Raw genomic sequence first — 24,242 nt, 5'->3', positions numbered from 1 at the left:
CGATAGATGCCCTTAACGAAGAACAAGACCGGCATCAGCCGGTCTTGCCAGACGTTTCCGCCGTTCGGATTTTTATTTTCCTGCCGGAGCAGTCGGAACCACGATCTCGCCTTTAATGATTTTCTGTTTGTATTCATCGACTTTCTTCAGAACATCCTCCGGCACGTTTTTATTTTCCTGCGGAAGACCGACGCCATCGTCCTTCAAGCCGAGCGTTACAACCTTGCCGCCTTCGAAATTGCCGTCCATAAAGTCTTTGGACACTTTGTATACGGCTTGCTCTACACCCTTCATCATCGAAGTCAGTGTAATGTCGTCGCCAAAGTCGATCGATTGATCTTTATCAACGCCTATTACCCATACATCCTTACCGGCGTCTTTGCGCTCTCTCGCCTCGTTGAACACGCCCGTGCCGGAATTGCCTGCCGCTTGGAAAACAATATCCGCGCCATTGTCATAGAGCGTTGCAGCGGCTTGCTTGCCAAGGTCGGGCCGCATGAACTCGCCGACGTAGTTTTTGAGAATCTCGGCATTCGGGTTGACCGCTTTAATCCCCGCCTCGAAGCCTGCGTCGAAGCGATGAATGACCGGAATATCCATGCCGCCGACGAAGCCGATTTTGCCGGACTTGGTCATCAGGCCGGCAACAACGCCAACCAGAAAGGCGCCTTCGTTCTCGGCAAACATAACGGAACTGACATTAGGCAAATCGATTTCGTTATCGATCAGCGCCAGCTTCGCGTCCGGATTTTGCTTGGCCACTTTCGTCATCGCGTCCTGAAACAAAAATCCGATGCCCCAGGTCAAGCTGTAGCCCTCTTTGACGAAGTTGTTGAGGTTCGGCTCCATATCAGCTTCACCCTTGCTCTCCAAAAACTTTGTGGCCGCTCCCGTATCCTTCTTGACCCGCTCCAAGCCGTCCCACGCGCTTTGATTGAAAGACTTGTCGTCAATGCCGCCTACATCTGTCACCAGACCGATTTTAAAATCTGCGCCTGCTCCTTTCTTGCTGCCTTCTCCGCACGCGGACAGGACAAGCGCAGCAGCAACTAAGACCGAAAGAACCAAACCCCATTTTCTCATCAACCATTCTCCCCTACTGAATAATTGGTCGTTCTGGCCGGGCCGGATCAAGAAGCATGCAGGAAACGCTCGGCTGCCAATCTCTTCTCTCTATTATAATCTGAATATTCAAAACATCAATGATTTTATGTTAGTATATATAACATAAAATCATTGAATAGTTCTGATTTCAAAAGAATATGTTATGTTAATGATACATATACTATAGGATTCAGCGATTAGAGTAAGTTTGTCTAACACAAAACTAATAATTAAAGCGTTTTCAAAATCCCATTCGCTTAAGATCCGGCTCATACCAAGCCTCACGATACAGTCCGTCAAAAACAAAAAACAGTCCTGCAAGATATCCTTGCAGGACTGTTCTATATTCGGGAGATTAGGATGGTTTATTCGATCCGTCATCGTCCTCAGATTTTTTCTCATCGAGCGCCGGTGGCTCGATATCGCCAGCATCATGCTTACCGATGCGTACCGTAACGCCGCCGATTGTATCAATAATCGGTTCCGACACGGTCGATTCGGATTGGCCGCCCTCAGACGGTTCACCGTCCAGCGAGCCGGTCTCGATCAGACGTTTGATTTGCTCAAGCTCAAGCGTTTCTTCGCTAAGCAGCGTCTGTGCAATAATATGCACTTCCTTGCTCTTCTCCGTCAGGAGCTTCTTCGCGCGCTCGTAGCTTTCGTTGATGTAACGCTGCATCTCCTGATCGATCTCATAAGCGATCGAATCGGAGTAGTTCTGCTCGTGGCCAATGTCGCGTCCAAGGAACACTTGGCCTTGCGACGTGCCGAACTGCATCGGACCGAGCTTCTCGCTCATGCCGTATTCCATAATCATGCTGCGGACGATACCCGTCGCTTGTTTAAAGTCGCTGTAAGCGCCGGTGCCGATCTCGCCGATAAACAATTCTTCGGCGACACGGCCGCCGAGCAAGCCGGTTACTTTGTCGAGCAGCTCTTGCTTCGTTACAAGCATGCGATCTTCCTTCGGAAGCATAATCACATAACCGCCTGCGCGTCCGCGCGGGATGATCGTTACCTTATGCACCGTATCAGCATGCTCCAGGAAGTAGCCGATAATGGTGTGACCCGCTTCGTGATAAGCGACGATGCGCTTCTCACGATCGCTGATGACGCGACTCTTCTTCTGGGTACCGACGATAACGCGGTCGATCGCTTCATCGACCTCTTGCATCGCGATATCTTTCTTATTGCGGCGAGCCGCCAGAAGCGCTGCTTCGTTGAGCAGATTCTCCAGATCGGCGCCGGTAAAGCCGGTCGTGCGCTTGGCGATAACGTCAAGCTTCACGTCTTTATCAAGCGGCTTGTTGCGAGCGTGTACTTTCAGTACCGCTTCGCGGCCTTTCACATCTGGACGGTCGACCGTAATCTGACGGTCGAAGCGGCCCGGTCGAAGCAAGGCCGGGTCCAGAATGTCCGGACGGTTCGTTGCGGCAATGATAATGATGCCTTCATTTTCGCCAAAGCCGTCCATTTCGACGAGCAACTGGTTGAGCGTTTGCTCGCGCTCGTCATGCCCGCCGCCGAGTCCGGCGCCGCGCTGACGGCCGACCGCGTCGATCTCGTCAATGAAAATGATACATGGAGCGTTCTTCTTCGCGTTCTCGAACAAGTCGCGGACGCGGGATGCGCCGACACCGACGAACATCTCGACAAAGTCCGAACCGGAAATGCTGAAGAACGGAACGCCTGCTTCGCCCGCTACTGCGCGAGCCAGCAACGTTTTACCGGTACCTGGAGGGCCGTTAAGCAACACGCCTTTCGGAATGCGCGCTCCGACAAGATTGAATTTGCGAGGATCCTTCAGGAAGTCGACGACCTCGACAAGCTCTTGCTTCTCTTCGTCGGCGCCCGCCACGTCCTCGAACGTGATCCGTTTCTTCTCTTCGTTGTACAAGCGTGCACGGCTTTTGCCAAAGTTCATCACTTTGCCGCCGCCGCCCTGCGCTTGATTCATCAAGAAGAAGAACAGGACAAAAATAATGATAAACGGAATAATGGACGTCAACAGCGTCAGCCACATGCTCGGCTGATCCATCGGCTTAAAATTCAAGTGAAACTTGAGTTGATCCTGGGCCGCAATTAATTGCTCGCCCACATCAAGGCCGACTCTCGTTGTGAACGCAAGCTCTTCGCTTTTCGCCCCCGCCGGCGCTGCTTTATATTTACCAGTAACTAAATAAGTATAACCGTCATATTTTACGGTGAGTTCCTGAATGTTATCCTGGCTGATCGCCGTACGGAGCTCATCGTAACGAATTTCAACGGTAGAAGTATTTGAATTGCTGATAAACTGAATAATCCCGACAGTCACCAAAAAGATGATCAAATAAAATGCAGTATTACGGAAGATCCGATTCATCCCCCTACCTCCTCTCAAGACGCTCCTAATATTTTACCATAGCATGACTTTCCATCTCAATAGAGCTTAAGACGAAGGGGAGGCATGCCGGTTAATGCTTTATTTCGGCAACGTTTTATCGGTTATTTCTGATAAACTTCCGGCTTCAGCACGCCAATGAACGGCAGATTGCGGTATTTCTCCGCATAATCAAGTCCATAGCCCACCACAAAGGCATCCGGAAGCGTAAATCCGGTGTAATCGGCTTCCAAGTCGACCGAGCGTCTTGCCGGTTTGTCGAACAAGGTTGCGACCGTTACCGATTTCGCGTTGCGGCGCTCCAGGACATCAATCAGGTAGCTGAGCGTCAAACCGCTGTCGATAATATCTTCAACGATGAGAACGTCACGTCCTTCGACGCTGGCGTCAAGGTCCTTAATAATTTTGACAACGCCGGATGACTTGGTCGATTGGCCATAGCTGGAAACCGCCATAAAATCGATCTCAAGCGGAATCGGCATCGCCTTAACAAGGTCCGACATAAAAATAAAGGCGCCTTTCAGGACGCAAATAACAAGCGGATTCCGCCCTTCAAAGTCGGTGCTGAGCGTCTCGCCCAGTTCCTTTACTTTGGACCTGATCTGTTCTTCATCGAAAAGCACTTCCTGAATGTCGTTAAGCAAAATGAAAATCCCCCTACACCAATACTTATAATTATGAGTATAACAGTGCTTCTTATTCGTTTTCCAATCGAATGAACAGGAAGTCCTTCGTTTCCGGGTCGGCAAGCGCATGGTCGGATCTTCGAATGCCCGGAATCCATAGCAGCCGCCCTTCCGCGTCGAATACAAGCGGATAGTCGTCTCGCCGAGATGGAGCGAGCTTAACGTCAACGAACATATCTTGCACTTTTTTCGAACCGTTTAGTCCTAATACGGAAATTCGATCGCCGGGCTCTCTGCCCCGTACACGCAATGGAAATACGAGCTGCGATGCGTCGAACAACGCCTCGTCCCGTCCTTTCGGCCGCTGAACGTCTCCGTTGTTCCGTCGCTCGAACGTCAGCCGGCAGTCGCCTGCCGCAACGGTTTCGAAGCGCGAACTCTCCGGAATTACGATCAGACCGCCTTCTGTCACCTGCTCATCGCTGCCCTTCGGTTGTACGCATGTCCAGCGCATTTCATCATATTCGCGAATGCAGCGAAGACCAAAGCCGATATCCTGCTTCCAGGTGCTGGGCGATTCCGGCGAGGCGGCTAGACGAATCGTCTCGATCATCTCGAAAGAAGCGATATCCTCTTCATTAGAAAGATAATTTAATATTAGTTTAATCAATCTCCTTTGTAAAGCGACGTGCAGAGCGGTCAAAGAAGCGGTGTCGACCTTGCATTCGCCGGGGGAAGACGCTACAAGCTCCGCAAACTGCGCCTCCGCTTGCCGCTCCATCCAGTCGTCCTCTTCTCCCGCCACTTCCGCAAGCCTGCGCAGCGAACGGGACAATTGAGGATTGAATTCGCTCAAGTAAGGAAGCACGTCCAGCCGTATGACATTCCGGAAGTAATATCTTTCGTTATTGCTGCTGTCGATACAGAAAGGAACCCCGTGTCGCTCGCAATAACCCGTAATGTCTGACTTGTTCATACGAAGCAGAGGGCGAATAAGTTCCACGTTTTTTTCCCGCCGCCTCGTCTGCATGCCCGCCAGCCCCGTGAGTCCCGTTCCTCTCAGCAGCCTCATCATGATCGTCTCGGCCTGATCGTCGGCGTGATGGGCCAACGCAATCGAGTCCGCTCCGAAGCGCTCGGCCGCCTCGTGGAGAAAAGCGTAACGGCGCTCTCTCGAGGCGGCTGAAGGGTTCATTCCGGTTTCCTCAATATAAGCCGGCATGTCCAAGACCGTCATCTCGAACGGTATGCCAAGCTCCGCCGTATACGTTCGAACCATTTCTGCTTCCAAGGCCGACTCCTCTTTGCGAAAGCCATGATTCACGTGCGCAGCAAGAATCGTCAGTTCCTCTTCTCCTGCCAGACGGGAGAACAAATGCAGCAGCGCCATCGAATCGGGCCCGCCCGATACAGCGACCACTATTCTGTCCCCCCGCTTCCAAAGCTCATCCTGCTTCGCGGCTCTCGCCATTTCAAAAAGCAGCCTGTCTCCCGTCTCCATAACAATAGGTATCTCCTTAGGTTCATTCGTTTTTCTTCCGAACATGACGTCTCTGTGCCGATAGCCGCAAAAGCCGTCCGCTTAACGGAGCAGCCAGTATATCGAGACGCCAAGCATTACTGCCGATACAGCGGCCAGCCCTTTCAGCCAAACCGGCGTATCGCCGCCCGATCGCCTCGTCTCCCGGCGATGCATCAGCAGCCGCCAAGCTTCAGCCCCTTCGGCCGCGTCGCCGAACTGGCCGCTGAACGCCTGCCGCAGCCAGCCTGATACCGGCGCAAGCTGCGGGCTGCTTGCCGCTACCTGCAGCAGCTCTTCGGACGAGCGGTTCTGCGGCAGACCTGCCGTAAGCAGTTGAAGCTTCTTGGGCTCAAGCAACTGCAAGCATAAGACGCCGAATGAGAACAGATCGTACTTCGCATCCGCCGACCGGGTACCTGCGTTCCAATAGCCCCGATCATAAATTTCGGTAAACTGGCGAATGCTCTTGCCCGCTGCGGTCACGCCGCCATAATCGACAAGCTCCACGTAACCGTAATCCGCAACGAGTACATTCTCGACCTTCAAATCGCCGAATACCCACCCTTTACCATGCAGCTCAGCCAGCTTGCCCAGCAGATTCAGACCGAGCAGAGGAAACCACTCCGGACCGTTCTCATTCAAATAGCCCGACAATGTCGTTCCTCTGACGTAACGCATTATATAGAAAGGATACTCCCGTCCGTCTGGTCCTTGCAAATCGTCCACATCGTAAAGAAACGGCTCCACGCCCCGCTTCCCTTGTTTGGCCAGCGCTTGAAGCACGTTAATCTCGGACTGCAGGTCGACCGCGTCGGCGCCAATCTTCATCGCATACCAAGCGCGGTCCTTCTGCACGAGATAAACCTTACCGTTCGCGCCCTCCCCTAGCAGCCGCTCCACCCGGTAACGATTCTGTTTCCATTTTCCCGTTACCGTCATGCCGCGGCGGAGGCCCATTTTAAACGACGTAGTCACTCATCATCCCATCCGTTTCATCCTTGTTCTTCCTACCATAATCCCCTCGCCGGTAAAAATCAACGACCTGCATAATTGCCGGCCCCGTCGGGGTTGTTCCGCTCATTTGCAGCTTTGGAAAAATCGACTGCGCGCCGGTCAGATTAGCGGTCCAATCGAGATCCATCATGCAATCGTCTCCATACTTCGAGCTCGGAAAGTGGAATACCGCAATTTCGCTAACGCCCTGTCTGGCTTGAAGACTTAGCATCAAATCATGAATCGCCTCTTCCACCGAGCGCAGCTTCGGCTTCATGCTGGCGCTGGCGTCGATTAGCAAAGCTACCTGCAGCTTCGAGGTCTCCCCCAGCTCGTCGATCACGCGAACGACCTCACTTCGTTTCTCTGGCGGCAGCGCCTCGATTGAGCCATTGCCAAGCACCTGCTTTAGCTCTTTCTGAACGGCCAGCTGGATCGTCTGCACCGCCGTCTTGCGCGTCATCATCTGCACCGTCTGCGACAGCTGCCGCATATTGACCAGCCTGCTTAATCCGCCGCCGGCGCGGGCGATTTCCTCAATCTCCGCCGCCCCCAGCTCTCCTACATCGCCATAATCGAGTATGCCGACTACATTGAGCGCGATGCCTTCAGCTTTTGCATGGGCGGCCGCCACAACCGGACTTAGGCCTACATTCGAACAACCGTCCGTAATCAATAAAATTTGCTTCATATTCGCTGTCCCTCCTAACCGTATCTCTATTAGTTTTGCCGGATGTTAGAAGGGTTAAACGAACGAGACCAAGAGAATATGAGATTTTTAATAGAACTCAAGGCTTATTTCAAGCCAAACAGGCGGTTAAACCGCTCTATCAATATATTCGGACGTTTTGCCCTTTCTATGCAGTCGGCATAAAAAAAGAGGGGCAGCAGCCCCTCTAGCAGACTCCACGACAACACGACTACACGACACGACAACGACAACCCAGTCAGGATCATCCCTTCTCTTCCTCCCGGCTAGCTTACGGTGCGCGGACGCTCCAACCTGGATAGTCCGGGCCAGCGGAAAGATGCCCACTCAGGCATATGCTTATCGACACGCGCAACAAGCACGGTCATATCGTCGATAATTTCACCCTTATGATGACGCACGACCAGCTCCAGCAGCATATCAGCCATCTCTTGCGGATCATCGCTCTTCATATCGTGGATAATCCGTTTCATCCACATCTCCTTATTGACGGCGTGCCCCGGCGCGTCGTAAATGCCGTCGCTCATCAAAATGAGCGTATCCCCGGGCTGAAGCTGCATGGAGATTAGATCGACGTCGATCTCTTGAAGGATGCCGATCGGCAAATTGTTGGCTGTGACATGAAGCACCTCATTGCCCCGCTTAATAAAGCTCGGAGTAGATCCGATCTTCATGAACATCGTTCTCGCCGTGTACAAATCGATAATCGCCAGATCAATCGTGGCGAACACCTCGTCCGAGGAACGGAGCAGCAAGATCGAATTGACCGATTTAACGGCCAGCTTCTCATCCATCCCCGACTGCAGCAGTTGCTGCAAAATCGTTAAAGCGGCGCTGCTCTCCTGTCGCGCTCGCTCGCCGTTCCCCATGCCGTCGCTGATAGCGACGGCGAACTTGCCGTTGCCGAGCTCCGTCATCGTAAAGCTGTCTCCCGACAGCAGGTCGCCTCCCTTGGCTACCCCGGCAATACCGGTCTCGATCTCGTATTCCTTGGCCGAACCGAAAACGACCAGCGTTGGCTCCCCGCCTTTTTCCGGCGGCCGCTCCGACTTCACGGCAATATGCTCGCCCAATATATCAGAGAGCAGCGGCGCTATAATTTTCCGGCATTCGTTATATCCTTTATGAAAATGATGATACAGCTCGATCTCTACATTTCCCTCCTCCAGATTGATTATTTCGATTTCCTGTATCGACAGCCCCATCCCTTCCAGCGCTTCCCGTATTTGTTCCTCCTGCAAATGCAGCGTCTGGCCCTCCCGCTTAATTTCACTCGCCAAATCCTCCATCACCTGAGAAACACCCGACAATTGATCGGCTACAAGCTGACGGGAGTCGAATATTTGCTTTTTCCAATGCATATTATTTCGATATAGCTCGTACTGCTGCTCCATCACATTCAGCACCTCGGATGTTTTCAAGCAGTGGGAAACCCAAGCGCGCGGCATCGATTTCGAGGCCGGAACCCGTCCTTCCTCCACCTTTTTCAGCATATCGGCCATCATGGTGTGCGTCTGATAATATTTATTTTCCCAACAAGCGGTTTGTCGGTGGCAATTCACGCAGCTGCGCTCCGCAACCGCAGTCATCATATTCCCAAGTTCTTCTTCATGCTTCAAAGCAACCGCAGCGCCGCTGAACTGGCCGAAGCTGCTCGATAGCTGGCGAAACACCTCCGAGTATTGAGCCACACGCTGCGCCGTCGCCTCCCGAACACGCTTCGCATAATCATGCTGCGATTTGGCATGCTCGTTCGTGCCCGGCACATATCTGGCGATCGTGCGGATCATCTCGCGAGGCGTGAGCAGCAGCAGCGTTGCAGCAGCAACCGATTCCCAGGTCGAAGCCATGACATCCTGCTGGCTGCCTACATAGATCGCCAGAATGGACGTGCCGAGCAGCATACCGAACGCCGCACCAAGCTTCCCTCCGTCGCGCAGCAGACCGGCGAGCAAGCCGGCGAAAGCGAGCAGACTCATTTGCACGATTGCCGACAAATCGGCCAAGCTCAGGATAAGTCCGGCAATGACGCCCACCGAAGCGCCGAGCGGTGCGCCGCCGGCTAATGCGAACAGCACCAGCATGTAGCGAGAGAGCACGTTAACCGCCGTCATATCGTAGACTGCCCATCCAACAGTTCCCGTCATAACTGATGCCAACATAATCATCAGGCAGATGATCTCTTCGTTTTTGAGCGAAGCCGTTTTTTTAGACATCGTAAAGACCGGAATCGCTTGAATAAAAACAAGCGTCAACACGAAGCCGAGCGCGGCCTCCACGACAGCCATCATAAAGTTGTACCACGATACCGCATCCTGCGTGAACAATGAAAAGAGCTGCACGACAAGCGTCGCGGCGAAAACAAGTATCGGCGCCGTTGAAAGCTCAGCCTTCTCATACGCTTCCAATCCTTTGAACAGCAAAAACAGTGCGGCGATTTCCATAGCAATCCACATTGGCGCAGGCGTAACCGCAAACCAGCTGCCGGCAACAAGCGAGACAGCTACCCAAGCGTACGTGTCCCGGCGAAGAAAATAGATGACCGCGAAGTATGCAGCCGCAAAAGGCATCAACGTTTCGAGAATGACGGCTCGTCCGAGCAAAAAACCAACCGCAACCAGCAGGAACGTCCACTTTTTCGCCAGCACGAGCTGCAGCGTCCTGCGGGACGCCGTCCACTCCTTCACCTTGCGCATTGCCGCTCTCGCCTTTCCCTCGTTCTTGCCCCCCACTCCAGGGAATACTACAACGTTCTTCTCCACCTTTCACGACACCACCATTCCGATAATATTGTGTTCACCCATTATAGGAGGTTGTCCATATAAAAGTTTGTCATTTATCGTAGACCGGGTCATAAGTTTTTTCCGACAAAATGGGCCGCCAGCGAAGAGGCCCCCGCGAACGCGCAAAGCCTTGGCCCAACAAGGGAGATAAGCCTTTCCGGGACTATGCGCCCGTATCGCCGTTCAACAAAAACCGTCGCCGGAACGACGAAACGATTGACGAAAGAAACACGCCTGCTGTCGGGAATGAAGGAGGAACAGAGAAAACTTTTTTTGCGACAATGCGGTTTAGGGGATGAATTCGACGCTGCGCACCAACAGGAGGGTATAAAAACGGCTGCCTCGGCGTAAAATCGGTCTTCCAGAGCGAATGACATTCAGCTTGCAAGGCGAAGATGCGACAAGGCATGACGGCGAATCCGCCGCCGATCGAAACCGGTATCGAAGGAAGATGTGCGTTCGAAGCATAATGGCATCAAAAAAAGCAGAACCGTTAGGTTCTGCTTTTATATTAGAGATGGAAATTAAACCCGCTTGGCACCGCGTCCACCGCGTTTGCCTTCGGTATTCTTCTTCAGAGAGGAGATGCGTTCTTCGCTGTCTTTCAAGAAGCGCGACACTTTATCCTCGAATGACGGTTTGCCGAACGCCGGCCTGCCAGACGATTGCTTATTGAAGGGACGTCCGCCACGATCTTGCCCCCCGCCTCCGCCTCCGCCACGGTTGAAGCGTTCTCCGCCTCCTCCGCCTTGACGCGGCTCGCGTTGCGGCGGCAGTTGGCCCTCTGGCCGATCTACTGCCTGTTTGATAGAAAGTCCGATTTTTCCGTCTTTATCCACGTTGATCACTTTTACTTTGACGATGTCATCAATTTTCAGGTGATCCTTCACGTCTTTGACGTAGTTATCGGCAATTTCCGAGATGTGAACGAGCCCTGTGACACCTCCCGACAAGTCGACGAATGCCCCGAAATGCGTAATGCCTGTCACTTTGCCCTCTAACTTGGCGCCCACTTCAATTGCCATAAAATAAAATGTTCCTCCCTAAAATATTTGCTAAATAGCCTCACTACCGTGATTATAACCGAACCGTTAAAGGAAGGTCAACAGACGTTCACCCTATTCCAGCGTCTATTTAATGACTTGAATCGACCGTTCGCCCTTCTTGACCATCCCTTGCTCCTTCGTAGCCAGCTGTTCGATATATTCCGGATCGTTCAATTGATCGATCTGCAGCTGCAGCCCTTTGGCCGTTTTCGTCGTTTCTTCCAGCTGTTGCTGTACGGCGGTTAATCGAATTTCCAGCTTGCCTTGCTGTTCCATTTGTCCGAAAAAGGTATAAGCCGCCCAGCAGAGAAACAGAACAAGGCACATTCCCCATATCCGGATTCGGCGCTTGGTGCCTGCGCTTGATTTGCTTGCTGCCGCTGAACTCATCGTCTTATACCCCCTTCTATTTATATGAGACGGCCTCGCCGTCTATTCGTTCGTTTCCTCTACGGTTGCTTTCTGTTGAAAGTGAACCATCGTTTCAAGCCTGTCCAACCTTTAATGGCTGTTTTCAACAAATGACGCCCTCGTTCCGCAAGCTGCATTCGCTCCACATATGGCCCAAGCCGCCGCACAAGCGGTTTGACAAGCGGGCGCGTTACAAATGCAAGAAGCAGCCAGAACGGACGTATTAATTGTATCACAACTTTTAATAGGAAAATAGTGAGTGCGGAACCAAATCCAATAATTACTCTGACCAATTTATAGAGCAGAAGTACCGGTTTTATGATCAGCATGTCGATACATTTCAGCAGAAATCGAACGCAGGCGCGGATGGCAATGATCAACCATTTGACGATCGCGATAACCGCTTTGCTGAATAGCCAGTAATAACTGGCAACCCCGATAACCAAGCCCAGAAAAACATACGCGCGAACCTCGCCGTTGTTGCTCGCGTACAGGACCCGGAAGATAATAAGCGCAGAGGCCAGCCAATATACCATATCCAGCACGGGCAGCCACCACTTCGGAAACCGAAGCTCGTTTGAGACGACGCGGTAACCGTCGAATACGACGCCCATGCCGATGCCGGACAGCAGCATCATCCCCATGGTCAGCCATTGCATGCTTAACGTCACTTGAACAGCTTCCCGAACAATCCTTTGGTTTTGCCCCCGGCATTACCGTCCAAATAGGCGAGTGAATGGACGTAGCCTTCGATGGCGATTAGCCCTTGCTCCAAGGTGAGATGCTTAATATGCAAATTTTGGCCTTTAATTGCGAGAAAGCCCAGTTCCGTATCCAGCAGAAACTCTTCGCTGTCGAAGCTTTCTACATTTAATACGCCGGTAATTTCCAGCAGCTTGCGGTTCAGCATCTTCACTTCCTGCCGCTTCTGCCCTTTGATCGGATCATTCATTAGACTCGTCCCTCCGTCCGCTTCGAAAGCATCGCTATGCTTACGATAAGCCTATGGCGGATGGACGAACTTTAGAACGCAAATCTTTCTACTTTATCGGCTCAAAACCGTAATCAGTGCTTGACAAGCACTGATTTTTATTCCACGCTGTGCTGCCGTGTCTGATCCAGCCTGTTCTCGTTGCTGACATACACGATCTTCCGTTCTTCACGCCTAGCGTCTACTACATGATCCTTGCGGTCATTCAAATAAATGACGACTAGCAGCACCGTATAAAACAACATCAGCCAATCAGCTGCTGCATCAACGAAAGCCATAATGATCCAATGCTCATTCAAAAAGTGATATGCCACATCGTATAACCCATAGGTTAATAATCCAATTGAGAGCAATATAGCCACTGCATACCCGATATAACGCCAAAACTGGCCAACCGCCATATTGCGGCTCGTTTCCAGCGGATTAGCCACGGAGGTGTTCTCAACCGACACAACGATCGGCAGCAGCATTAATCTAACAAACATAAATAATCCCGGTACAATAAGCAAAAGGAAGCCGGCGGACGTAATAACGGACTGTAAGAAACCGTAGAGTACGATACGAGGCCATCTGCGTAGCCCCCATCCGAATGAGCACCATACGCTCGCTTTTCCGTCTCTCATTTTGTGGATCAAATAGAACGTTACGATAGGCGTCAGCACACAGAGAAACAAGGCAGTCGAGCTGTCTGTCAGGAAGGTCCCCTCACGCTCTGTTGTGTAAAGCCAATAGTTTTTGAGCAACTCTACCGGCAGCGCGACAATGGCGGCCATTAATAAAAAGGGCAGCGCGTTGCCCGCGAACAGCCGGAACGCCTTCCCCAGCACGCCCCACCCGGATAAGCGAAGCTCGGGCAAATCGGATATGATTTTCATAGACTATCTCCTTGTGTAATGAAATAACCGAAATGATAGTACAGTCTTTGCTGTTCAATGCTAGAAGCCAAGCGGATGGTGTGCGATCGCCGCCGTCGTGCTGCGTACTGACTCTACGGTTTCTGGTTTTGAACCAAATTTACCATATATTCTCGATCTTTTGAACGAAAAAAACCGCCGGCAAACCATCGTTTGCGAGGCGGCTTCCTGTGATCTATTCTACCATTCTTCTTCGCGCTGGCGCTGTTCTTCCCTAACCAGCGTATAGAGCTCACCGGCTTCATCCTTGCGGGTGGTCTCGGCAATCCGTTCGACACGAACGGTGACGTTCTTTTGCCCGTATTGGATCGTGAGCTCGTCCCCGACTTTAACAGCACTGCTAGCTTTCGCTTCGCGGCCGTTGATCCAGACGCGCCCTTGCTCGGACACGTCCTTCGCCACCGTGCGGCGTTTGATCAGCCGGGATACTTTCAAAAATTTATCTAACCGCATGAAATTACTTAATCGCGTCTTTCAGCTTGTTGCCTGCTTTGAATGCAGGAACTTTCGATTCTGGGATCGTAATTTCTTTACCCGTTTGCGGGTTGCGACCTACGCGGCCGGAACGTTTGCGAGTTTCGAAAGTACCGAAGCCGATCAATTGTACTTTATCGCCGCTTGCAAGAGCGTCTGTTACTTCGCCAAGGAAGCCGTTCAATACCGCTTCAACGTCGCGTTTAGTCAAACCGCTTTTTGTTGCAATGTTGTTAATCAGATCTGTTTTGTTCATTTGTAATTATCCTCCTAAATTCAATTGCCCAACATCGTCGGAGCGTTTCATAGACGCTTCCGTTCTTGGGAAAATTTACTGTAAACCACTATACGAAGATTACATATTCTGCTCGGCTGCGAGAAATCCTGCTGCGAAAATAAAATTTTAACGAATCGTAGCGGAAAAATGCGTTTTATGGCGAAAAAATGGCGTTACTGTCGCTTCGCTTCCTCCCACCAACGATCCATTTCTGTTAAATCAGTCTGGTCAAAAGTTTTGCCGTTTATACGAAGCTGTTCTTCAATATAAGAGAATCGCTTCTTGAATTTATCGTTTGTCCGGGAGAGAGCCTCTTCCGGATCGGCCTTGATAAACCTCGAAATATTAACGGCTGCGAACAGTAGATCGCCAAATTCGGCTGCCTGTTCATCGGCATCCTTCTCCGCGATCGCTTGTTTCAGCTCGCTCAACTCTTCCTCTACTTTCTCCAACACAGGGCCGAGCTCATCCCAATCGAAACCGACCTTCGCCGCTTTCTTCTGGATCGCGTAAGCCTTCATCAGCGCAGGCAAATCTTTCGGAATGCCGTCCAGCTGAGATTTGCGGACCTGATCCGTACCATTGCGCTTTTTCTCCTCCGCCTTCATTTGCTCCCAGTTGCCCAGCGCTTCATCGGCGTTATTCGCGCCTTTGTCGCCGAACACATGGGGATGACGGAACAGCAGCTTCTCGTTCAACGTCTCGATCACGTCGTAGACGGAGAACGCGCCCGTCTCTTCTTCCATTTGGCTATGCAGCATCACTTGAAGGATGACGTCGCCAAATTCCTCGCGCATGCCGTCTGGATCGTCCTGATCGATCGCTTCCAGCGCCTCATATAATTCTTCGATAAAGTTTTTGCGGATCGACTGATGCGTTTGCTCGCGATCCCACGGACAGCCTTCCGGGCTGCGAAGTATCGCGACGATCTCATGCAGCCGGTCGAAGGACCGGTTCAGCACCACATCGTCGGTCGAGCGAGGCACCCAGATCAGCGACAGGTTGCCGTAGCCTTCTGCGCGATCCAGTTCGTACAACGGCACTTTCGTGATCTGCTCCTCGCCCGTTACGCCAAGAGCATGGCAGACGTACACCTCGAAATCGTCGGGGTAACGCTCCATCAGCGCCAATTTGACGTCGGAGGCGGTGAACGCATCGTACACTTGTCCGATCAATGTATGTACGCGCGGCTGCAGCATATAAGGCTGCAACTCGGCTGCATCCAGCAGAGCGAAGCCATCGATTGGGTCGATGCCGAGTCGCAAGAACGCCTGATCGATAAAGCTCTCGCCGCCGATCACTTCCAGTTCAACACCCGCTTCTGGACAGCGCTCGCGTAACAGCTGCACCGTACGCTCAGCAACGCTCGGGTGACCAGGCACGCCGTATAGAAGCGGCATGTCCGATACTCCCGCTTCACGAATGAGCGTATCCGCAATTGCGTCGTACACATCCGGGAACGAGTCGTACTGCTCGTACAGGCTGTCGAACGATTGGAACGGAATTTCCCGCTCGTGCAGCAGCGCCATGACCGGGTGATGCTCGGTGCGCACATAAAGGCGCTTCGCCTCCTGCAATCTACGCCAGACGCCAAGCGTTAATTGATCCGGATCGCCGGAACCAAGGCCCACGACGGTAATCGAATGTGTCACTTTCATACTCCTCCTTGCCGTTTGGCGTAAAGCCGCTATACGCTAGTATACCACCGGCTGCGGAAAATTCGAAATCCACCTTTGAAAAAGAGCACGAAAGGGACGAAAGACTGGCTTAAAAATATCATTTCGTTTTTGCTTGCCGCTTTTAGACTGTCTGTAAAAAATGGAAAAAGGGCATAAAAACGAAATCAGTGCTTGACTTGAAGTGAGGGAAGGCGCTGTGGGTCAGAGGGTTATTCCCATCGACTATCGTTTCTCCAGGATTCCTCCGCCCCTTCGTTGCTCTCTCCTTTTCCGTCAAGCTCTGATTTAAAGTTTGATCCGAAAAAAAGAAGCTACCGCCCCTCTTTCGATAGGGTTGGAAGCTTCTTTGCGCCGGTTGGTTGCGGTATATCTCGCAACGAAATTATTTATTTAAACGTCGGAAGCCAGCTTCCATGCGCTTCGATCAAGTCGTCGCAAAGCGAAACGATATCGTCCAGCGACAACTCAGCCGACGTGTGCGGATCGAGCATGGCAGCGTGGTAAATATGCTCTTTTTTGCCCGTCATTGCCGCTTCGATCGTCAGCAACTGCGTGTTGATATTGGTACGGTTAAGCGCTGCCAGTTGCGGCGGCAAGTCTCCGACAACGGTCGGGGAGATGCCGGAGCGGTCGACCAGACACGGAACCTCGACGCAAGCTTCTCTCGGCAGGTTCGTGATAAGGCCTTTGTTCATTACGTTGCCGCCGATTTTGTACGGCTTGTCGGTCTCTATCGCTTCCATAATATGAGAAGCGTATTCGTGGCTGCGGGTATGGATGATCTGGGAATCGGCCAGCATCGCGTCGCGCTGATCTTCCCAGTTTTTAATCTGCTCGATGCAGCGGCGCGGATACTCGTCGAGCGGAATGTTGTAGCGTCCGATCAGTTCAGGATAATTCCGTTTGATGAAGTACGGATGATATTCGGCGTTATGCTCCGACGACTCCGTTACATAGTAGCCGAACTTGAGCATCAATTCGTAACGCACCATGTCATGATGCTTTTCTTTTTGCTTCTCAGCTGCACGGCGCTTGATTTCTGGATACAGATCGACTCCGTCCTTCGTCACTTCGAGCAGCCAAGCCATATGGTTAATACCGGCGATACGGGATTTTACGCCTTGCGAGTCCATGCCGAGATCGCGGAACAGATCGGAAACGCAGCCTTGTACGCTGTGACACAAGCCAACGGTGTTCAACCCGCCGTAAGTCGACAAAACGTTCGTCAGAACGGCCATTGGATTTGTGTAGTTCATGAACAGTGCATCCGGGCATACTTCCTGTATGTCTCTAGCAAAGTCCATAACGACCGGAATAGTCCGCAAGTTGCGGAAAATGCCGCCGATGCCAACTGTGTCTGCGATCGTTTGGCGCAGCGCATATTTTTTCGGAATTTCAAAGTCGGTAATTGTACAAGGATCGTAGCCGCCAACCTGAATGGCATTGACGACATATTTGGCGCCGCGAAGCGCTTCTTTGCGATCGGTATACGTTTTGACGACACAGCTGCTGCCGCTCGAACGCTTAATATTGAGCAAAAGCTGCTCCGATTCGCGCAATCGGTTGTGATCGATATCGAACAAAGCCAGCTCGAACCCTTGCAGCGCCTCGGTCAACATGACGTCTCCGAGCACGTTTTTTGCAAAAATGGTGCTGCCTGCACCAAGGAACGTTATTTTAGACATGGTGGTGTAATCCCCCTTCACCGGTTTCAATGATTGCTTGATTCCTCTTAACTATAAGCGCTGAGGCTGCCGGACGAACATGGATTAACTCCCGATAAACCTGTCATAATTCCATTTCATATATCGTTTTCATGCGTTTTTCGAAAGATAAACCTGTTATAATTATACATACAAGTTTGTCTGCTTAGGAGGGAGTTGCGAACGATGAGCCATACCGAATTTTATCAGCACGACGATCCGCAGCCGCAAATGGAACTTCGTCTCCGTTTCTTCGGCAAACAGCGCTGCGAGCCGCTGCACAGCTGGGGGCCAGGCTTGCGGGATACGTATTTGATCCATTACATCATAAGCGGCAAAGGAACGTTCACCACCGGCGGTGCGACTTATCAGCTGTCGGCGGGCCAAGGCTTCCTTATCACCCCCAGCACGCTCGTTCATTATGAGGCGGACGAATCCGACCCGTGGGTGTATAGCTGGATCGGCTTCGATGGCATGCTTGCGCGAACCTTCTTGCAGCGGGCGGGACTTAGTATTTCACAGCCTATTTTTAAGGCGAGTGGTCAGGAGCGAAAGAGCGTAAAAAGCTGGTTCGACGGCTCTCACCGCAAGCTGACAGAAGCATACCGGCAAAAGAGCGGCGATTTGATGCAGCAAAGCCTGCTGTACCGCTATTTCGCCGAATTGATCGAATGCACAGAGGAGGACGCGGCGGCAGTTGCTGCAGGACCCAAACGGTCGGCCTCCAAGGAAGCCTATATTCGCGAAGCCATTGCGTTCATCGAGAACAGTTACAGCCAAAAAGTATCGGTCCAGCAAATCGCTGCCCACGTTGGACTCGACGCCACTTATTTGTCAGGGCTGTTCAAGCAGCAATTCGAGCTGTCGCTGCAGACGTTTCTGTTGCAATTCCGCATGAACCGCGCCGCATCGCTGCTCGCCAATCCCGAGCTGTCCGTTAGCGACGTCGCCCGCTCGGTCGGCTACCCCGACCCATTCCTGTTCAGCAAAATGTTCAAAAGAACGGTCGGTATCGGTCCGCGCTCCTACCGCAATCAGTTGAGCGAGCGTTAGGTGAGGTGCCTTTAATGGCAAAAGCCAATCTTGTTCCTATCTAACGGACAAGATTGGCTTTTAATTCTGTTAGCATCGCTAGTGCTATCGCCGCTATTTGCTCTTGCATCGTCATGACGATCCCGGCGCATGGTGCCTTGGCGATATTTCGCTCCTGTAAGACGGTTTACGGCTTACGGATGCTCGAACTCACGCTTTTGGCCTCTGTAAGATGGTTTTCCGGCTTACAGACGATCGAACTCACACTTTTGGCCCCTGTAGGACGGTTTTCCGGCTTACAGACGATCGAACTCGCACTTTTGGCCTCTGTAAGACGGTTTTCCGGCTTACGGATGATCGAACTCACGCTTTTGGCCCCTGTAAGACGGTTTTCCGGCTTACAGAGGCTCGAACTCACACTTTTGGCCCTTGTAAGACGGTTTTCCGGCTTACAGACGATCGAACTCACACTTTTGGCCCCTGTAAGACGGTTTTCCGGCTTACAGACGATCGAACTCGCACTTTTGGCCTCTGTAAAACGGTTTTCCGGCTTACGGATGCGTGAACTGACACCATTCACTTTTGCAAGGCTCTTCTGGAACTTACAAACACGCGGACACGCCCTCTTTAGACTCTGTGGAGTCTTACAGTCACGTGGGTCCACACTTTCCCCTCTGTAAGGCTCTTTCGAGACTTACAGACACTCAAACACGCTCTTTTATCCTCTGTAAGGCTCTTTCGACTCTTACAGACACTCAAACACGCTCTTTTCTCCTCTGTAAGGCTCTTTCGACTCTTACAAAAGCTCGGACACGCTCTTTTCTCCTCTGTAAGGCTCTTTCGACTCTTACAGACGATCGAACACACTCTTTTCGACTCCGTAAGGCTCTTTCGACTCTTACAGACACGCGGGCACGCTCTTTTCACCTCCGTAAGGCTCTTTCGAGTCTTACAAACCCAGCCATGAGCGTCTGCCTAGCCGATAATCAACATGCCGGTATCCTTTTCCACCTTGACTGGGAGGTTCATCACCTCGCTGAAAAATTCGGATGGTACGTACAGATGACCGGCAATGACAACCGGCGCGATACCAATTGAAATGGGATCTTTTTTATTGAGGAAATAAGCGTCCACCCCTGGCTTCACGACCGTGAAATCAGCGAGACGGCTTACTTCTGCTTGGTTTTCCTTCTGGTACCAATGGACGGAATAACCGGCTTTCTCCATAGTCACGCGAAGCGGAACAAGACGATCGCCATGGCCAGTCAATAAATAGTAGCCATCGACGGCTGTACCCGTACCCTTGCCTTGCTGACCGATATGCACTTGAACAGGTGGAGTTGGCTCAACAATTCCCGTAGCTGGAACGGTTATTTCGATAATTCCCGCTGAGTACGGAGCAATCTCATACTGCTGGAAGACGAGGACCAGTTTGCCGTTCTTAATATAGAACGGATGATCGCTTGTTACATTCAGCTCTTTTTCGATACCTTCGTAAAACCGTTCCGGATCGGCTTTCATTTCCGCCTTTACCACACGTTCAACTTGTTCCTTGTAGTCTGCGCCAAGTACTGTCTCAAGTGTAATGTCCGATGCATGCTCACCGTTATAGACATTATAGGTATCGACACGATAGAGTCCATGATTTCCGCCGGTGTACGTATAAGTCCGAACGACAAAACTCAGCTCGCTTCCATTCGCCTTACTGCCATCCGATTTTAGATCATAGTCCACCTTAAGCTCATACAAATGAGGCTCATAGCCGCTCTCTTTAGCATACTTGACCTCCTCGGCCGCTTGTTCCTTCAGTACTTCGATTTCCTGCTTCACTTGCAGTGCTATCTCTTCGTTCAACCGCTTCTCATAAGCCGAATCTTCCATTCCTGCAATAACAGGAATCTTAACGCTAATGCCATACTGTCCTTCTTTTTCGATTACCGAACGAGAAGATACCGTGACCGCCGAATTTGATTTGCTGGCGTTGCTCGAAAGCTGCACAGCGGAACTCGTGGCAGATCCAATTACTGTTGAATAGGGGGTTTCAAAGCGGACCGCAGAAAGCAATGAGGATGTTGGCACTGCAGAAACGGAGGCATGAGAATAAGATACCGCTGGGCCAGACGCAGAAAGCACCGTCGATTCCATCGCAGAAGCTACTAGCGAAGGAGCGGTTCCCGCTGCGGAAATAACCGGCGAGGATATGGCGAGCAAGCAACTGCCTGCGATCGAAAGCGCTAATGTTTTAAACGTTGATTGCATAGTCGGAAACCTCCATAGGATAGCAATTAAAAATGGCTTTTTCATCACTATAGACGGACCGGCCTGCGAAATCGTTACAATATAGTTAAAAAGGAATTTACTTCCTCCACATCTTTCAAATAATAAAGCCCCGGTATAGGCGCATACCGAGGCTTTCCTTGTTCACTTTCGACGTTACTGCTCCATTTGCTTGGCAAGAAAACCGGCTGCAGTTTCTGCCATTTTCGTTTCCATCTGCGACATTTTAACGGATTCGTCTTTGCTGAGCAGCACGACCGTGCCAATCGGATCGCCGCCCGCAACGATAGGAGCAGCCACATACGCGGAGTAAGTATCATGTACGTCCTTGACGATTTCGTAAGTACCTCCCGCTCCTTCGGCCGTTTTGCGGTTCTCCATGCAATTCTCAAGCAGCGAGCCGATTTGTTTATCCAGCAGCTCCTTCTTGGAAGCGCCTGCTACCGCAATGACGTTATCGCGGTCCGTAATCAGCGTCACATGGTTCGTACTTTCGAATAAGGACTCGGCATACTCTTTGGCGAAATCGCCCAACTCGCCGATCGGAGAATATTTTTTCAAAATAACTTCGCCGTCGCGGTCAACGAATATTTCAAGAGGGTCTCCCTCGCGGATACGCAGCGTGCGGCGTATTTCCTTCGGTATCACCACACGCCCGAGATCATCGATTCGACGTACAATTCCAGTTGCTTTCATTCTTGTTGCCCCACTTTCCTAGAGGATTTTAAGTCGACTGGATACAAGCCGCCTGCCCATGAACCCAACGCGCCTGCCTGGCGCAAACGCGGTTAATCGGCACAAGAAGCGTTGTATAAAGATGATGCTGACGCTCGTCTATTCTGGAAATAATACAACTAACGGATACGTTCCGGCGATGAACAGCTTGGTTTTGTCGCAATCGTTTATGTGTTCCGCAACGGGGCCCGGATAGACCGGATAGTCCGGCTGTTATCGGTTCGAGCAAGCTCGATAACGAATTCGTTGTGAATCTGACCATAGTATTCATCGGCTCCCATTTTCTTATGCACACAACCGATTGCAGCTGCCCATACATCTCCTAATACGTCCGAATTAACGTAAAAAGCCGTCAATACCTTATTGAAAAAGGCTTGGCGGCTAAAACGGATTACGAATCCTTGGGCGTCGGTTTCGGCAATCTGCCGGCTTTTCCCAACGCTTCTTTCAGCAAATATTCAATATGCCCGTTAACGCTTCGAAATTCATCATTTGCCCATTGCTCCAACGCACGGTGAAGTTCAGGATCGAGTCGCAGCGCAAAAGCTTTCTTTTCTTTACCCATAAGCCGAATCCTCTACGAGTACAGCGTTCCCGTATTAATAACTGGAGTCGCAGCGCGATCCGATACGATGGAAACCATTAAATTGTTAACCATTGCGGCCCGGCGCTCGTCATCCAATTCGATACCATGCGCAACCAATTGTCTGATCGCCGACTCCACCATGCCTACGGCGCCTTCTACAATATGCTGACGGGCAGATACAATCGCAATGGCCTGCTGGCGCTGCAGCATGGCGCTTGCAATTTCCGGCGCGTAGGCCAGATGCGTCAATCTCGTTTCGATCACTTGAACGCCCGCCACAGTCAAACGTACTTGCAGCTCGTTCATCAACTCTTGAGCAACCTCTTCCGCATTGCCCCTTAGCGACAATTTCTGCTCATCGGTAAACGTGTCGTAAGAATACTGTGCAGCGATGTGCCGAACAGCCGTCTCGCTCTGAATCGCGACGAATTTCTCGTAATTATCGACATCGAAGCTGGCTCTTGCCGTGTCCGTCACCTTGAACACAACGACTGCGCCAATCTCGATTGGATTGCCCTCGGCATCGTTAACTTTCAGTGTCTGGCTATTGAAATTGCGAACCTTGAGCGATAATTTTTCTTTCTTCGTAAACGGCAGCACCATCCACATGCCGCTAGCCGAGACAGTTCCGGAATAGGTGCCGAAGAAAGTCACCACTTTCGCTTCGTTGGGCTGCACGATAGTGAGCGACGACAATGCCACAAGAAACAGCAGACAGAGCAGCACTCCAAGTATGATAAACGTTACATTCTCCACCGTACCGGACGCTCCGGCAACAATAAAAGCAATACCGCCCGCAATAGATGCGACCGCTACAAGCAGTGCTAGAAAACCATTCATTCGCCAAGCCTGTTTCTCTGTCATAGACCTGCACCCCTTATATTGTTTTGATATAATTATGATATCACTTTTTACAGTATTAGTAAACCGTTTCAACAAAAAAAGGCGAAGCGCCCTTTCCCCAAAAGACGCTGCACCTTTGATAATCAAAACCTCTATCTGGCCGTAAGCTAAAAAAGAATATCCAACACGAAGACAATGGAGACATCAGCCACTGCGAACCGGCACTTCAAATTCGCATAGTACTTCGTATCGCATGCGGCATCACATGACGTTCTTACCGCTATCCAGATGACGGATAAATCCGAAACCACACCCGGACTCCTGCCGTTACCGTAAGCAATCCAGGCTCTATCGGCGTTGAGTCGCTTACTGAGGCCGATACCGCTTGAAAAAGCCTCGGCGCTTCTCCCGAACCGCCGAGTTCATGGATGTGGACTGGCTCGACCGAGGATGAGAAACCGAGGGCTCCCGCCAGCGTCTGCGCGTTGCGGCGAGCGTCCGCCGCCGCTGCAGTCAGTGCTGCCGCCTCATAGCGAACTTGTGCCTCATGGGACAAAGCAAAGCGAACCTCCTGCACAACGTTCGCCCCGTTATCAACTGCGGCATCCGCCAGCTGTCCCGCCTGATCCGGCCGATCCGACGTAACCTGCAGCAGATGAATCACCTTATAACCGCGAAACGTTTGCACGCCGTCCGGATAGTCGTATTCGGTCTCTATCCGGTAAACGACCGTTTGAATGCGCTCCCTAGGTACGCCTAGCTGCAACAGTGATTGAATCACTCCTGCAATCGCTGTTGCATTTTGCTGCTGCGCTTCACTAAGCCGCTTCCCTTGCGTCTCTGTCCCTACTACCAGCACCGCCTGATCCGGCGCCGCGCTCACCTTTCCTTCTCCGACCGTATCCACCATCGCATGCCGTGCCGTTACATTCCCATCATTCACGTCTTTGTCGCCCCTCTCCCAGCCAACTCCTTCTCCTATTTGTATGGTCAAAACGCCTCACTCATACGTTAACGCACTTCTCGTTAACTGGGACTAAGGCATCGCGCATCAGGACGCGACGAGATGGAGAAAACGGTCTATGTAGTTGACCACCACCTTGCGACGACTTACCACACCACAAATTGGCAGCTGCACGCGCCGCGCAAACCACCCG

General features: G+C 51.6%; 22 protein-coding genes. 1 reads left to right on the top strand and 21 read right to left on the bottom strand.

Features of this window, described 5'->3' with window-relative positions; all coding sequences use genetic code 11:
* Positions 1-72: 72 nt before the first annotated feature.
* From ACFVTB_RS26065 to melA, 16 genes are all read right to left on the bottom strand, one after another.
* Positions 73-1,083: a BMP family lipoprotein gene (locus ACFVTB_RS26065; protein WP_483875124.1), complete on the bottom strand. Its 1,011-nt coding sequence runs from the start codon at positions 1,081-1,083 to the stop codon at positions 73-75.
* A 376-nt stretch (positions 1,084-1,459) separates the two neighbouring features.
* The gene (gene ftsH, locus ACFVTB_RS26060) at positions 1,460-3,466 is read right to left on the bottom strand and encodes an ATP-dependent zinc metalloprotease FtsH (protein WP_387756025.1); all 2,007 of its coding nucleotides are present in this window, start codon (positions 3,464-3,466) and stop codon (positions 1,460-1,462) included.
* A gap of 122 nt (positions 3,467-3,588) precedes the next feature.
* Positions 3,589-4,128, bottom strand: a complete 540-nt coding sequence (gene hpt / locus ACFVTB_RS26055; RefSeq protein WP_387756023.1) for a hypoxanthine phosphoribosyltransferase — start codon at positions 4,126-4,128, stop codon at positions 3,589-3,591.
* A 52-nt stretch (positions 4,129-4,180) separates the two neighbouring features.
* The gene (tilS, locus tag ACFVTB_RS26050) at positions 4,181-5,611 is read right to left on the bottom strand and encodes a tRNA lysidine(34) synthetase TilS (RefSeq protein ID WP_387756021.1); all 1,431 of its coding nucleotides are present in this window, start codon (positions 5,609-5,611) and stop codon (positions 4,181-4,183) included.
* 81 nt (positions 5,612-5,692) lie between these two features.
* Positions 5,693-6,607 (bottom strand): protein kinase domain-containing protein, encoded by a 915-nt coding sequence (locus ACFVTB_RS26045; RefSeq protein WP_387756019.1) that lies wholly within the window; start codon positions 6,605-6,607, stop codon positions 5,693-5,695.
* Entirely contained in the window at positions 6,591-7,316 is a 726-nt protein-coding gene (locus tag ACFVTB_RS26040; RefSeq protein ID WP_387756017.1) for a hypothetical protein, read from the bottom strand. The genes ACFVTB_RS26045 and ACFVTB_RS26040 overlap by 17 nt, the downstream gene beginning before the upstream one ends.
* Before the next feature lie 284 nt (positions 7,317-7,600).
* Entirely contained in the window at positions 7,601-10,030 is a 2,430-nt protein-coding gene (spoIIE, locus tag ACFVTB_RS26035; RefSeq protein WP_387756080.1) for a stage II sporulation protein E, read from the bottom strand.
* A gap of 611 nt (positions 10,031-10,641) precedes the next feature.
* Entirely contained in the window at positions 10,642-11,142 is a 501-nt protein-coding gene (locus tag ACFVTB_RS26030) for a S1 domain-containing RNA-binding protein (RefSeq protein ID WP_387756015.1), read from the bottom strand.
* 105 nt (positions 11,143-11,247) lie between these two features.
* Positions 11,248-11,553: an FtsB family cell division protein gene (locus ACFVTB_RS26025; RefSeq protein ID WP_387756013.1), complete on the bottom strand. Its 306-nt coding sequence runs from the start codon at positions 11,551-11,553 to the stop codon at positions 11,248-11,250.
* A 59-nt stretch (positions 11,554-11,612) separates the two neighbouring features.
* Entirely contained in the window at positions 11,613-12,245 is a 633-nt protein-coding gene (yabQ, locus tag ACFVTB_RS26020; RefSeq protein WP_387756011.1) for a spore cortex biosynthesis protein YabQ, read from the bottom strand.
* Positions 12,242-12,526 (bottom strand): sporulation protein YabP, encoded by a 285-nt coding sequence (gene yabP, locus ACFVTB_RS26015; protein ID WP_387756009.1) that lies wholly within the window; start codon positions 12,524-12,526, stop codon positions 12,242-12,244. Before yabP ends, yabQ begins: the two co-directional genes overlap by 4 nt.
* A 137-nt stretch (positions 12,527-12,663) precedes the next feature.
* On the bottom strand, positions 12,664-13,440 hold the full coding sequence (locus tag ACFVTB_RS26010) for a YciC family protein (protein ID WP_387756007.1): 777 nt from the start codon (positions 13,438-13,440) through the stop codon (positions 12,664-12,666).
* Between the two features lie 219 nt (positions 13,441-13,659).
* A complete protein-coding gene (locus tag ACFVTB_RS26005; protein ID WP_387756005.1) occupies positions 13,660-13,932 on the bottom strand; it encodes an RNA-binding S4 domain-containing protein in 273 nt (90 codons plus the stop codon).
* 4 nt (positions 13,933-13,936) lie between these two features.
* On the bottom strand, positions 13,937-14,209 hold the full coding sequence (locus ACFVTB_RS26000; RefSeq protein WP_387756003.1) for an HU family DNA-binding protein: 273 nt from the start codon (positions 14,207-14,209) through the stop codon (positions 13,937-13,939).
* A gap of 194 nt (positions 14,210-14,403) precedes the next feature.
* Positions 14,404-15,882: a bifunctional methyltransferase/pyrophosphohydrolase YabN gene (yabN, locus tag ACFVTB_RS25995; protein ID WP_387756001.1), complete on the bottom strand. Its 1,479-nt coding sequence runs from the start codon at positions 15,880-15,882 to the stop codon at positions 14,404-14,406.
* Positions 15,883-16,295: 413 nt separating this feature from the next.
* Positions 16,296-17,594: an alpha-glucosidase/alpha-galactosidase gene (gene melA / locus ACFVTB_RS25990; protein ID WP_387755999.1), complete on the bottom strand. Its 1,299-nt coding sequence runs from the start codon at positions 17,592-17,594 to the stop codon at positions 16,296-16,298.
* Between the two features lie 204 nt (positions 17,595-17,798).
* Here melA and ACFVTB_RS25985 point away from each other — a divergent pair, with 204 nt between their 5' ends.
* The gene (locus tag ACFVTB_RS25985) at positions 17,799-18,665 is read left to right on the top strand and encodes an AraC family ligand binding domain-containing protein (protein WP_387755997.1); all 867 of its coding nucleotides are present in this window, start codon (positions 17,799-17,801) and stop codon (positions 18,663-18,665) included.
* Between the two features lie 954 nt (positions 18,666-19,619).
* On the opposite strand, the gene ACFVTB_RS25980 is transcribed toward ACFVTB_RS25985, so the two are convergent.
* The 5 genes from ACFVTB_RS25980 to ACFVTB_RS25960 all read right to left on the bottom strand — a co-directional run bounded on the left by ACFVTB_RS25980 (position 19,620) and on the right by ACFVTB_RS25960 (position 24,079).
* Positions 19,620-20,903: a PdaC/SigV domain-containing protein gene (locus tag ACFVTB_RS25980; RefSeq protein WP_387755995.1), complete on the bottom strand. Its 1,284-nt coding sequence runs from the start codon at positions 20,901-20,903 to the stop codon at positions 19,620-19,622.
* Positions 20,904-21,077: 174 nt separating this feature from the next.
* Positions 21,078-21,617 (bottom strand): stage V sporulation protein T, encoded by a 540-nt coding sequence (gene spoVT / locus ACFVTB_RS25975; RefSeq protein WP_387755993.1) that lies wholly within the window; start codon positions 21,615-21,617, stop codon positions 21,078-21,080.
* 430 nt (positions 21,618-22,047) lie between these two features.
* Positions 22,048-22,221 (bottom strand): type II toxin-antitoxin system antitoxin, encoded by a 174-nt coding sequence (locus ACFVTB_RS25970; RefSeq protein ID WP_387755991.1) that lies wholly within the window; start codon positions 22,219-22,221, stop codon positions 22,048-22,050.
* A 12-nt stretch (positions 22,222-22,233) separates the two neighbouring features.
* The gene (locus ACFVTB_RS25965; protein WP_387755989.1) at positions 22,234-23,106 is read right to left on the bottom strand and encodes an SPFH domain-containing protein; all 873 of its coding nucleotides are present in this window, start codon (positions 23,104-23,106) and stop codon (positions 22,234-22,236) included.
* 259 nt (positions 23,107-23,365) lie between these two features.
* Positions 23,366-24,079, bottom strand: coding sequence for an SIMPL domain-containing protein (locus tag ACFVTB_RS25960; protein WP_387755987.1), 714 nt, complete (start codon positions 24,077-24,079; stop codon positions 23,366-23,368).
* Positions 24,080-24,242 lie beyond the last annotated feature (163 nt).

Origin of the sequence: Paenibacillus sp. NPDC058071 (assembly GCF_042885235.1) — a bacterium.
In the GTDB taxonomy this organism is placed as follows: Bacteria; Bacillota; Bacilli; order Paenibacillales; family Paenibacillaceae; genus Pristimantibacillus.
The sequence above is the reverse complement of the archived record's forward strand: the minus strand, read 5'-3'. Positions and strand labels throughout refer to the sequence as shown.

What these genes read in the sequence shown, in the direction of transcription:
- ftsH (WP_387756025.1), bottom strand. Translation starts at nt 3,466, where the DNA reads ATGAATCGGATCTTCCGTAATACTGCATTTTATTTGATCATCTTTTTG.
- tilS (WP_387756021.1), bottom strand. Translation starts at nt 5,611, where the DNA reads ATGGAGACGGGAGACAGGCTGCTTTTTGAAATGGCGAGAGCCGCGAAG.
- ACFVTB_RS25970 (WP_387755991.1), bottom strand. Translation starts at nt 22,221, where the DNA reads ATGGGTAAAGAAAAGAAAGCTTTTGCGCTGCGACTCGATCCTGAACTT.
- ACFVTB_RS26010 (WP_387756007.1), bottom strand. Translation starts at nt 13,440, where the DNA reads ATGAAAATCATATCCGATTTGCCCGAGCTTCGCTTATCCGGGTGGGGC.
- ACFVTB_RS26030 (WP_387756015.1), bottom strand. Translation starts at nt 11,142, where the DNA reads ATGGCAATTGAAGTGGGCGCCAAGTTAGAGGGCAAAGTGACAGGCATT.
- spoIIE (WP_387756080.1), bottom strand. Translation starts at nt 10,030, where the DNA reads ATGCGCAAGGTGAAGGAGTGGACGGCGTCCCGCAGGACGCTGCAGCTC.
- ACFVTB_RS25985 (WP_387755997.1), top strand. Translation starts at nt 17,799, where the DNA reads ATGAGCCATACCGAATTTTATCAGCACGACGATCCGCAGCCGCAAATG.
- ACFVTB_RS26040 (WP_387756017.1), bottom strand. Translation starts at nt 7,316, where the DNA reads ATGAAGCAAATTTTATTGATTACGGACGGTTGTTCGAATGTAGGCCTA.
- ACFVTB_RS25980 (WP_387755995.1), bottom strand. Translation starts at nt 20,903, where the DNA reads ATGCAATCAACGTTTAAAACATTAGCGCTTTCGATCGCAGGCAGTTGC.
- melA (WP_387755999.1), bottom strand. Translation starts at nt 17,594, where the DNA reads ATGTCTAAAATAACGTTCCTTGGTGCAGGCAGCACCATTTTTGCAAAA.
- ACFVTB_RS25965 (WP_387755989.1), bottom strand. Translation starts at nt 23,106, where the DNA reads ATGACAGAGAAACAGGCTTGGCGAATGAATGGTTTTCTAGCACTGCTT.
- ACFVTB_RS26000 (WP_387756003.1), bottom strand. Translation starts at nt 14,209, where the DNA reads ATGAACAAAACAGATCTGATTAACAACATTGCAACAAAAAGCGGTTTG.
- ACFVTB_RS26005 (WP_387756005.1), bottom strand. Translation starts at nt 13,932, where the DNA reads ATGCGGTTAGATAAATTTTTGAAAGTATCCCGGCTGATCAAACGCCGC.
- ACFVTB_RS26025 (WP_387756013.1), bottom strand. Translation starts at nt 11,553, where the DNA reads ATGAGTTCAGCGGCAGCAAGCAAATCAAGCGCAGGCACCAAGCGCCGA.
- yabP (WP_387756009.1), bottom strand. Translation starts at nt 12,526, where the DNA reads ATGAATGATCCGATCAAAGGGCAGAAGCGGCAGGAAGTGAAGATGCTG.
- ACFVTB_RS26065 (WP_483875124.1), bottom strand. Translation starts at nt 1,083, where the DNA reads ATGAGAAAATGGGGTTTGGTTCTTTCGGTCTTAGTTGCTGCTGCGCTT.
- spoVT (WP_387755993.1), bottom strand. Translation starts at nt 21,617, where the DNA reads ATGAAAGCAACTGGAATTGTACGTCGAATCGATGATCTCGGGCGTGTG.